We start from the raw sequence: 10,487 nt of genomic DNA, 5'->3' as shown, positions 1-10,487 counted from the left end.
GTCGGAGGGCTGCTGTTGTCCCTGGGGCTCATCCGGCCCGGTTCGGGTTCGGCGGATGTGTCCGCCTCCGAGCCGGAGCCCCTGGCCTCGGACTCCTCGCCGGCCCGTGAGGCGCCGAGGGGCCCGTCGCCGTCCGCGGCCGCTCGGCCCGCCCCGCTGCCCGAAGCCGCGCCGCTCTCGCCCGAGGAGGCCGAGCGCGAGGCGCAGCGGCAGCTCTGGGAGAAGCGGCTGGAGCGGGCGCGCTTCACCTACGACTCCTACGTGGAGTCCACGCGCTACCCTCCCGAGTCGCGCCCCATCAAGGAGCACCCGGACCAGGTGTACCCGGCCGCGCCCGAGCGCACGCAGCCCCTCGCCAAGGGACAGCGGGACATCTCCCTGCGCCTCAAGCAGGACAAGATCTTCGTCGCGGGCGACGAGGTGGTGCGCTTCTTCGTGGGCTGCGAGAACGCGAACACCCACCAGCCGCTGCCGTGCGAGGTGCACTCCGCCATCGCCCACGAGGCGCCGCACATGATGGCGGCCGAGCAGCTCAGCGCGGTGCCGGTGGACTTCAACGACTCGGGGCGCCTCGGGGACGAGGTGGCCGGCGATGCCACGTGGACCGCGAGCTTCCAGCCAGCCCGCCAGGGCTTCGCCATGTTCGAGGGCACCCTGCGCGTGGAGTTCCGCGTGCGCACCAGCGGCAGCGCCGAGGGCGGTGCCTTCTTCGACATCGTCTTCACCGCGGCGCCCCCCGCCACCTTCACCGGCAAGGTACGTGAAGTGGTGGAGCAGGGCTCACTCCAGCTCTACGTGGGCCTCCAGGTCCGCAAGCCCGGCCGCTACGTGATGGCGGGGCGTGTCGACGACGAGTCCGGTATTCCCTTCGCGTATGTGTCCTTCAACGAGGAGCTGGAGGCCGGCGCGCGCGAGGTGAAGTTCACCGTCTTCGGCCTGCTCCTCCGCACCGAGAGTCCCGCCTTCCCCCTGAAGCTGCGGGACGTGGAGGGCTTCCTCCTGCGGGAGCAGGGAGACCCGGACCGCGAGCTGGTGAAGTCGCTCACCGGCTACATCCACACCACGCAGGAGTACCCGCTGGACCGCTTCTCCCCGGCCGAATGGACGAGCGAGGAGCGCGAGCGCTACCTGGCGGAGCTCGGCAAGGACGTGAACGAGGCGAAGCAGCACGTGGACGAGCTGTCCGGAGGGCCGGGGGGAAAGCAGGCCCCCTGAAGGACTACTCGCTCGCCGTGACGAGCGCGAAGGCGACGGCGCGGATGGCGGCTCGCGGGTGCTGGCGCAGCGAGCGCAGGCGGCGGGCCGCGTCCTCGCGCCAGTGGAGGCGCTGCCCGGCGGCGGAGACGAGTTCCACCGCGACGAGGGGCGCCTCGGCGGTCACCGCATCCGCGGTCTCCAGGAGGGTCTCCGGCGTCCACTCCGCGAGCGGGTCTCCCACCGAGGCGGCCACGATCGCGGCGAGGGTCGGAGCGTGGAGAGGCTCCTCGCGCACCTCCGCCGTCAGCTCCAGCACCGCCTTCGCGGCGCTCCCCAGGTCACGCCAGTCGAGGTGGCAGAGTCGGAGCGCGGCGCGCTCGGGCCACAGCGAGGCCTCCCGGGCGAGCACCCGGGCCACCTCGTCCAGGTGTTCCCTCAGGCCGAGGCGTACCGGTCTCGGCAGGGTCCGCAGTTCCTGGCAGAGCGTCTTCAGCCGCTGGCGCGCGGGCACGTCCCGCTCGGGCGTGGCGTCGTGCGCCGGGAGCAGGGGCGAGGAGAGGAGCTCCGTCGCGCAAGACACCACCTGCTCGAAGGCCCGGCCCTCACGCGTCGCCTCCACCAGCGCCCGCAGGGCCTCGCGCCACTCGGCGCCCTGGGCAAGGTCCTTCACGCGTCCGGAGGCCTCGCGCGCCACCAGCTCCTCGTTGCCGGCGGACCAGTCCGGCAGGGCCGTGAAGGCCTGGCGGCGCACGGTCAGCTCCGGGTGGCGGGACACCTGGAGCACGAGCGCCGCGTAGCGCGAACGCAGGTGCGGCGGGAGCTGCTCGGGCCGCTGCTCGAGGAGGCTCGCGGCCACATACGGGTCCGCGCTCCGGGCCATGGCCTCCAGCAACTCCCAGACGGTGGAGTCGTCGAGCAACTGGCGCGCGGCATGGCCCACGGCGATGCGCACGTCCCGGTGGAGCTGGGGCTTGTCCCACTGCTGGCGGAGCAGGGCCACGCTTCGCGCGGAGCGGAAGACGCCGAGCAATCGCAGCGCCTCCTTGTGCACCGTCACCTTCAGCTTCTCGCGCGAGAGGAGCGCGCCGAGCGCGGTGGAGAGCGTCTCGGCGGAGACGAGCTTCGCCACGCGGGGCACCGCGTACATGGCCACCCGGGCGCGGTCTCCGTCGAGATTCTCCAACAACAGGGGCAGCGCCGGCTCCGGCTTGTCCAACCACGCGAAGGCGCCGAGCGCGGCCTCCACCGTGGGCACATCCTTCGAGTCGAGGAAGGGCGTCAGCGTGTCCACCGCCACCACCTGGAGCCGGGGGAGGATGTGCAGCACGCTCATCCGCTCCCAGGCGCTGCGCTCGGTGTCGCGGGCGATGCGCAGGAGCAGGTCGCGCAAGCGGGCCTGTTGGCGCGGCAGCCACCGGTGGAAGCCGTCGCGCGCGGGAGGCGCCCAGCCCGTCTTGCCCGTGGAGTAGCGCCCTCGGAGGGGACGCCCCTCGAGGAACGGGTCCAACCACTCCTGCCGGCGGAGGTGGAGGTGCTCGAAGACGACGGAGAGGGTGATGGCGCTCTCGTCCCGGTCCAGCAGCTTGCGCACCCGCACATCGCGCGTGCGCGGTGGTTCCAGCCAGAGCTGGAGGGCCGTCTGCGCGAGCCAGTCGGGCGTGGCCTGGGTGATGGGCTCGAGCAGGGCCTGGAGCATGTCCAGCTTCCACGCGCGCCGGCCGAGCGCCTGGGTGAGCGTGAGGATGAGGCCGTAGCTCTCACGTTGGCTCGCGGAGCGGATCATCGGAAGCAGGGTCGCGAAGAGGTGATGCTCGGCGCCGCGCGGCAGGTGGGCTTCCAGCGAGGGGAGGACGAGCGTGCCGGACTGGCCGGCCAGCCGCTTCAACGTGTCGAGGGCGAAGCGGAAGAGGGGACCCTCGGGCTGGGTGGCGTGGGCGCGGATGAGGCGGAAGGCCAGCTCCTGGAGCGCGGACTGGGTGCCTCGCGAGGTGTCCCGCGCCTCGACGACGTACGTCACCAGCATCTCGAGGGCGGGGATGTGCTCGGGCGTGAAGAGGGAGAGGGGCACCCGTGAGAGCGCGGTCAGGGCCGCGAGGCGGACCGGGTCCTGGTCGTTCTTCAGGCGCGAGAGGTACGCGAGCGTCTCCTTCAGCTCCCGGCGGGACAGTCCCGTGCTGTACACGAGCAGCGTGAGCGCCTGCGCCCGATCCTCGGCCTTGCTGGCGAAGGCGGCCTTCTGGAGGGGCTCGCGCGCGTGCTCGATGTTACGCAGGGACAGGAGGGTGAGTTGAACGTTCCGGTCCTCCTGGGCCTCGCGCAGGCCGAGTTCGCGCACGGCCTCGGCGTCGCGCGTGGCATGGGGGAGGGCGGCGAACAGGGTCCCGGGCAACAGGCGCGGCGGCGCGCCCTCGAAGGCGTGGGCGAAGAGCGCGGCGCGCGCGGAGGGGGGGAGGGCGGCCAGGAAGGAGGCGAGGTGGTCCGGGGCGTCCGCCAGGGCCCGTGAGAGCACGAGCCGCTGCTCCTGGGAGAAGGCCCGGGCCTGACGCAGCAGTCCCGCGGACAACCCCCGCGCGAGCAGCTGCGCGCGGAAGGCCGGGCGGGTGAGGAGCGCGAAGACCTGCTCCGGGTGGTGGCGCGTGAGCCGGGGCAGCGTGTCCGCCACGAAGAGCGGCAGCGAGTCCGGGGGAGACAGCTCGCGCACGAGCGCGAGCACGGCCTCGCCCCGCTGGAGCGTCAGCTCGGCCAGGGGCGTGCGGTAGCGGGTGAAGAGGTGCGCGCGCTCGCGCTCCGGCGCGTCGGTGAGGCGCGATTGGAGGAAGGCAAGCACCGCGTCCGGGTGGCGGTGGACGAGCGTGCGCCAGCTCCGCACGGTGTGCCCCAGCTCCGGCAGCAGGCGGCGCACCGCCTCTGTGTCGAGGGCGGGGAGGAGCAGGGCGGCCTCGGCGGCGCCGTGGCGAGAGAGGATGCCCGGGAAGAGCCGGCTCGCGAGCGCGCTCCGGAGGGCCAGCGCCACGCCCTTGAGGACGCGCCGCCGCACGGAGGGGGACAACTCCGGAAGCACCCGCTCGAGGGCCACGTCGTCCTGGACGAAGTCTCCGACGAAGCCGGCGGCCCGGCCGCGCACGAGACAGGACGGGTGGGTGAGGCCGCGCAGCAACACGGCCTCGTCGCGCGCGCCCCGGGCCAGCTCCAGCGCGAGGCACGCCTCGTAGGCCTCACCCGACAGGAGCGCGGACAGGAGCTCCGGGAGCTTGGGGGTGGCCCGCGCATCCCGTCCCAGCGTGGCCACCCGCGCGATGCGTGCCCTGTAACCCAGCGAGTCCAGCTCCGACAGCAGCGCTTCGCGCGATGGTACCTGCATGGGTGCTCCCTCCCGAGGGCCGGCAACGTTAGACCAGTCGGGTCGCCTCGGGGGCTGGAGTCTCCACCCTGCTCCACGGGGGCGTCCGCCTCCTCGTCGGACAGGGTTGGTGCGGCTCGCGGTAGACTCCCCGGCATGACACGGGGATTGCCAGGCAGGAGCAGTGTGGTCGTGCTGTTGTGGGTGGGGGTACTGGGGTGTGCGCGCGCCCCCATCTCCGAGGACACGGACGAATCCGCTGAATGGCCGATGCCCGCGGAGGAGGAGGTCGCGGACGTCGAGGCCCCCGAGCCCTCGGCCCCCCTCGAAGGGCTCTCCGCCCCGCCACGTGCCTCCAACTTCCTGGTGCTGGGCGGAGGCGGCGAGCCCTCCAGCAATGAGATCGCCCTGGAGAAGAATGTCCGCTACTTCCAGCGGACGCTCGAGGCGCTCGGGCTCGAGCCCTCTTCCGCCACCGTCTACTTCGCCAACGGGAATGATGGGCAGGCCACGGTCCGCTACCTCGGTGACGGCACGCGCGAGCTGTTCAAGGTGCCGGAGATTCCCCACCTCAAGGGCCCGTCCACCCTGGAGCGCTTCCTGGACTGGGTGGAGCAGAGCGCCCGGCACTCGCCCCAGCAGCCCGTCTTCATCTACTTCACCGGCCACGGGGGCGCCAATGGCCGCAACCTGAACAACAACCACCTGGCGCTCTGGGAGGGGGACTCGCTGACGGTGCGGGCCTTCGGACTCTTCCTGAATCGGCTCCCGAGCACCACGCCGGTGGTCACGATGATGTCCCAGTGTTACGCCGGCTCGTTCGCCAACTTCATCTACCAGGAGGCCAATCCCAAGCGGCCCGTGGTGGCGCAGCCCCGCTGTGGCTTCTTCGCCACCGTGAAGTACCTCCCCTCCGTCGGGTGCACCCCGGAGGTGGATGAGGCGGACTACCGGGACTACAGCTCCAGCTTCTTCGCCGGGCTCAGTGGCCGCAGCCGCACGGGGATGGCCGTGGCCTCGGCCGACTACGACGGGGACGGGAGGGTGAGCTACGCGGAGGCCCACGCGTTCGCCAAGGTGGATGGGGAGACGCCGGATCTGCCGCTCTCCACCTCGGAGGACTGGTTGCAGCGGCGCGCCTCGCGCAAGGACCTGCGCCGCTTCGTCTCCGCGCCCATCGCCGAGGTGTCACGCACCGGGCGCCCGGAGCAGCGCTACGTCGTGGAGTCCCTCATGAAGAAGGTGGGCTTCATTCCCGAGCTGTCGTGGAACAAGAACCTGAAGGCCGCGGTTCCTCGGACGGAAGAGCAGGCCGCCTATGTCGAGCGCCTCCGCATGGAGCTCATCAACATCGGCATGCGGGAGAAGCTGAGCGCGTCCGGAGCGTCGCCAGCGCTCGCCGTCCTCGAGCGTCTGCTCCAGTGCGAGAGCGGCACCTGGGACTCGCCCGCCTCGGGACCGCGTACGACAGGGGCTACCCCATGAGCGATGTCGGTACGGACATGGTGGACCTCCTCTCAGGCGTGTGGGAGTCGCTGAAGGCGGTGCGGGAGCGGGCGCCGCTCGTGCACAACATCACCAACTACGTCGTGATGAACAACACGGCCAACGCCCTGCTCGCCGTGGGGGCCTCGCCGGCCATGGTGCACGCTCGCGAGGAGGTGGCGGACTTCGCGGCCCTCTCGCAGGCACTGGTGGTGAACATCGGCACCCTCTCGCCGGAGTGGGTGGAGGGGATGCGGCTGGCGGTGAAATCCGCCCGCGCGGCGGGGGTTCCCTGGGTGTTGGATCCGGTGGGGGCCGGGGCCACCCACTACCGCACCACCACCGCCGGCGAGCTGGCCCGCCAGGGCCCGGCCGTCATTCGCGGCAATGCCTCGGAGATCCTCGCGGTGGCCGGGGAGGCGGGGGACACGCGCGGGGTGGACAGCACCCGCTCCTCCACGGCCTCGCTCGACGCCGCCCGGAGGCTGGCCTCCTGGCTGGGCACCGTGGTGGCCATCACCGGCCGGACGGACTACGTCACCGACGGCTCGCGCGTGGTGGCGGTGGACAACGGTCACCCGCTCATGGCCCGGGTGACGGGCATGGGGTGCACGGCGTCCGCGCTCGTGGCCGCCTTCCTGGCGGTGGAGCCCGACGCCGTGCTGGCTGCCGCGCGCGCGCTCGCCGTGCTGGGCCTGGCGGGAGAGCTCGCGGCCGAGCAGTCCCGGGGACCGGGCTCGCTTCAGTTGCACCTGCTGGACGCGCTCTACACGCTGGACGAAGCCACCGTGCGCGCCCGCGCCCGCGTGCGCTGAGCGAGGCCCCCCTCATGACGCGGCGCGTGCCCGACCTGTCCGTCTACCTCGTCACCGACCGGCCGCTGGCGCGCGGGCGAGAGCTGGTGGACGTGGTGCTCTCCGCGGTGCGTGGCGGGGTCACCGTGGTGCAGTTGCGGGAGAAGGACGCCTCGGCGCGCGAGACGCTGGAGCTGGGCCGCGCCCTGCTCGCACGGCTCCGGCCGCTGGGGGTGCCACTGCTCGTCAACGACCGGGTGGATCTGGCCCTGGCGCTGGGCGCGGACGGGGTCCACGTGGGGCAGAGCGACCTGCCGCCCGAGGTGGCCCGACGCCTGCTGGGCCCCGAGGCCCTGGTGGGGCTGTCCATCACCGGGCCGGAGGATCTGCCCACGTTGGATCCTGCGGTGGTGGACTACGCGGGCGTGGGCCCCATCTTCCCCACCGCCTCCAAGGCGGACGCCACCCCGGCGCTCGGGTTGGAGGGCTTCACCCTGCTGCGACGCCAGCTCCCCGTCCCGGTGGTGGCCATTGGCGGTATCACTCCCGAGAACGCCTCGGCCGTGATCTCCGCGGGGGCGGATGGGGTGTCGGTGGTGTCCGCCATCTGTTCCGCGGAGGACTGCGCGGTCGCCGCGAGCACCCTCGCCAGGTCCGTGAGGCAAGGGCGCGGGCGCTCACCGGAAAGGTAGGGCCGTTCTTGTCAACTCGGGCTGGACGGATGGCGCATTTCGCGGTTTGCTCCTGACTTCACGGCATTGCAAGATTCTCGTGTCAGGAGAAGTCGAGGGATGACCAGTCCGGGTCCGGTGACATCGCTGGGAGAGGGAGACGCCGCGCGTCTGCTCTTCGTGGCGGGCGAGAGCGAGACGCAACAGGTATTGGAGCGGCTGCGGGGGACGGGACTGGCCGTCTCCGTGGAGCGGGTGTCCACCCTGGAGGCGCTGAAGGCGGCGCTGGAGCGTCCGTGGGAGCTGGCCGTGTGTGGGGCGGAGCTGGCGGGGCTGGGCTTCCGGGAGGCGGCGCCGCTCCTGCGGGAGAAGGCTCCCGGGCTGGCCTTCCTCGTCCTCACGCCGCGGTGGGACGAGGCGGAGCTGAGCGCGGTGCTGGCGGCGGGGGCCCACGGCTACCTGGACATGGGGCGGCTGGCGCAGGTGGTGCTGGAAGTGCAGCGCGAGCTGCGGCGGGCCATCGAGCGCCGCCAACACCGACGGTCCAAGGAGCATCGCCAGCGCACCAGCGAGTTCCTGGCCGATCTCAACCACGACATCCGCTCGCCCCTCAACGGCATCATCGGCTACTGCGATCTGTTGGGCATCGAGGAGGGCGGCAATCTGACGCCCAACGGGCGCAGAGACCTCGAGCTGGTCAAGAAGAGTGCCCAGGCGCTGCTCACACTCATCAATGACGTCCTGGAGTTGATCCGCATCGAAGCGGGCCGGATGGAGGTGGTGACGGAGCTGGTGAACTTCCGGGAGCTGGCCGAGGAGTGTTCCATGACGGTGCGCGAGGGGCTCGAGGGCAAGGCCGTCGAGCTCACCAGCGACATCGCCGAGCAGGTGTACGTGCTGCGGACGGACGAGCTGAAGCTGCGCCAGGTGCTGCTCCACCTGCTGGCCCACGCGGCCGGTACCACCTCGGTTGGAACGGTCGCGCTCACCGCGCGCGCCGAGGGACACGAGGCTGTCTTCGCCGTCGAGGACACGGGAGGGGGCATTCCGGAGGACCAGCTCCCCTTCATCTTCGAGAGCTTCCGCCGGATAGAGGGTTCCAAGGGCCGCAAGGCGAGCGGCTCCGCGCTGGGGCTGGTGCTCGCCCGGGAGCTGACGCGGGTGCTGGGGGGCTCGCTGTCCGTGCGGAGCACCCTGGGCAGCGGCACCACCTTCACCGTGCGGCTGCCCTGCCTCGTCGAGGACGGGGCCTGTTGAGCGGGACACGCGCATGTGGATCTTCGGCTACGGCTCCCTCATCTTCCGTCCCTCCTTCCCCTACGAGGAGCGCCGTGAGGCGTGGCTGACGGGCTGGGAGCGACGCTTCTGGCAGGGCTCGACGGACCACCGGGGTATGCCGGAGTACCCCGGGCGGGTGGTGACGCTGGTGCCCGAGCCCGGCGCGCGCTGCTGGGGCGTGGCGTACCGGATCGCCCCCGAGCGCGTGGAGGAGGTGCTGACCCACCTGGATTTCCGTGAGCAGGGCGGCTACGAGCGGCACCGGGTGCGACTGGAGACGCGCGAGCCCCCGTCCCTGGACGCCCTGGTGTACGTGGCCGGCCCGTCCAACCCCCACTACCTGGGGCCGGCCCCGCTGGAGGAGATCGCCGCCGTGGTGCGCTCCGCCCACGGCCCCAGCGGCCCGAACCGCGAGTACGTGCGGCTGCTGGCGGAGGCGCTCGCCCAGGCCGGCGAGCATGATCCGCATGTGGCGGAGCTGGTGCGGCTGCTGTAGCTCAGCCCGCCTCGCCGCCGTCGATGTTGTACGCCGAGCCGGTGATGGTGGCCGCCGCGTCCGAGGCCAGGAAGACGCAGAGGGCCGCCACCTCCTCCGGCTGGATGACCCGGCCCATGGCGTTCATGTTCGCCAGCGCCGCGTGCGCCTCCTGCTCCGAGCGGCCCGTGCTCTTGGAGATGGCCGCCTTCGCGTTCGTGAGCATGTCCGTCTCCACCCAGCCCGGGTTGACGATGTTCACCGTCACGTTCTTGCGCGCCCACTCCACCGCCAGCGACTTCGTCAGGCCCAGCAGCGCGTGCTTCGACGCACAGTAGGCCGAGGTGTACTTCACCCCCCGCGTCGCCGCGATGGAGCCGATGTTGATGACCCGGCCCCCGCCCGCCGCCGCCATCGCTGGCATCAGCTCGCGGCTGAAGAGGAACGGCGCCGTCACGTTCACCGCCATCACCTTGTGGAAGTCCTGCGTCGTCGTCTTGTTCAGCGGCGCCGACACGGTGATGCCCGCGTTGTTCACCAGCACCCGAGGCGTCCCCGCCTCCAGCATCCGCTTGCTCGCCGCCAGCACCGCCGCCTCGTCCGCCACGTCGATGGCCAGCGGGTGCACCGCCCCGCCCGTCTCGCGCGCCAGGGCCTCCAGCGCGTCCGCCGCCCGCGCCAGCGCCCACACCTCGTAGCCCTCCTTCACGAAGGCCTGCACCAGGGCCCGGCCGATGCCTCGGCTCGCGCCCGTCACCACCGCCGTCTTCTTGGAAGTCGTCATGGCCGCGGACAATACCCGGACCTCGTTCGGCTGGCCCGGCCAGTGATACAAGCCCCAGCCGCCCACCCCCCTTGTAGGACTCCCCATGCCCCGCGCGGACATCACCGACCTCTTCCGCCTCGACGACCTGCTCTCCGACGAGGAGAGGGCCGCCCGCGACACCGTCGCCCGCTTCGTCGACACCGAGGTGCTGCCCATCATCGGCAAGCACTTCCGCGAGGGCACCTTCCCCGCCCACCTCGTGCCCCGCCTCGCCGAGATGGGCGTGCTCGGCGCCAACCTCCAGGGTTACGGCTGCGCGGGGATGAACACCGTCAGCTACGGCCTCATCCTCCAGGAGCTGGAGCGGGGGGATGACCAGTGAGCTGTCCTTCCAGGACGTGCGCGTGCCGGACCGCAACGTGCTCCCCGGGGTGACGGGCCTGCGCGGGCCCCTGTCCTGCCTCAACAACGCGCGCATGAC

9 protein-coding genes are annotated in these 10,487 nt (G+C 71.9%); 7 read left to right on the top strand and 2 right to left on the bottom strand.

The features are described from left to right. The first annotated feature begins 9 nt into the window (after positions 1–9). Positions 10–1,215 (top strand): hypothetical protein, encoded by a 1,206-nt coding sequence (locus VF794_RS37205; protein WP_331118015.1) that lies wholly within the window; start codon positions 10–12, stop codon positions 1,213–1,215. Between the two features lie 4 nt (positions 1,216–1,219). Here VF794_RS37205 and VF794_RS37200 read toward each other — a convergent pair whose 3' ends face one another. Beyond that, positions 1,220–4,558 (bottom strand): hypothetical protein, encoded by a 3,339-nt coding sequence (locus VF794_RS37200; protein WP_331118013.1) that lies wholly within the window; start codon positions 4,556–4,558, stop codon positions 1,220–1,222. A 165-nt stretch (positions 4,559–4,723) separates the two neighbouring features. On the opposite strand from VF794_RS37200, the gene VF794_RS37195 reads away from it, so the two are divergent. From VF794_RS37195 to VF794_RS37175, 5 genes are all read left to right on the top strand, one after another. Continuing rightward, positions 4,724–6,022, top strand: coding sequence for a Caspase domain-containing protein (locus VF794_RS37195; protein ID WP_331118011.1), 1,299 nt, complete (start codon positions 4,724–4,726; stop codon positions 6,020–6,022). Continuing rightward, positions 6,019–6,837 carry a hydroxyethylthiazole kinase gene (gene thiM, locus VF794_RS37190; protein ID WP_331118009.1) on the top strand — a complete coding sequence of 273 codons (819 nt, stop codon included), beginning with the start codon at positions 6,019–6,021 and terminating at the stop codon, positions 6,835–6,837. Before VF794_RS37195 ends, thiM begins: the two co-directional genes overlap by 4 nt. Before the next feature lie 14 nt (positions 6,838–6,851). Further along, positions 6,852–7,508 carry a thiamine phosphate synthase gene (gene thiE / locus VF794_RS37185; RefSeq protein ID WP_331118007.1) on the top strand — a complete coding sequence of 219 codons (657 nt, stop codon included), beginning with the start codon at positions 6,852–6,854 and terminating at the stop codon, positions 7,506–7,508. Positions 7,509–7,607: 99 nt separating this feature from the next. Continuing rightward, entirely contained in the window at positions 7,608–8,744 is a 1,137-nt protein-coding gene (locus VF794_RS37180; protein ID WP_331118005.1) for a hybrid sensor histidine kinase/response regulator, read from the top strand. Between the two features lie 13 nt (positions 8,745–8,757). After that, complete coding sequence (locus tag VF794_RS37175; protein WP_331118003.1) at positions 8,758–9,261, top strand: gamma-glutamylcyclotransferase; 504 nt, start codon at positions 8,758–8,760, stop codon at positions 9,259–9,261. 1 nt (position 9,262) lies between these two features. Here the strand turns inward: VF794_RS37175 and VF794_RS37170 are convergent, their stop codons facing one another. Beyond that, a complete protein-coding gene (locus VF794_RS37170) occupies positions 9,263–10,024 on the bottom strand; it encodes an SDR family oxidoreductase (protein WP_331118002.1) in 762 nt (253 codons plus the stop codon). An 85-nt stretch (positions 10,025–10,109) separates the two neighbouring features. Here VF794_RS37170 and VF794_RS37165 point away from each other — a divergent pair, with 85 nt between their 5' ends. Further along, entirely contained in the window at positions 10,110–10,388 is a 279-nt protein-coding gene (locus VF794_RS37165; protein WP_331118001.1) for an acyl-CoA dehydrogenase family protein, read from the top strand. Positions 10,389–10,487: the final 99 nt, after the last annotated feature.

The sequence above is a fragment of the Archangium sp. genome, from assembly GCF_036389735.1.
GTDB lineage: Bacteria > Myxococcota > Myxococcia > Myxococcales > Myxococcaceae > Archangium.
The sequence above is the reverse complement of the archived record's forward strand: the minus strand, read 5'-3'. Positions and strand labels throughout refer to the sequence as shown.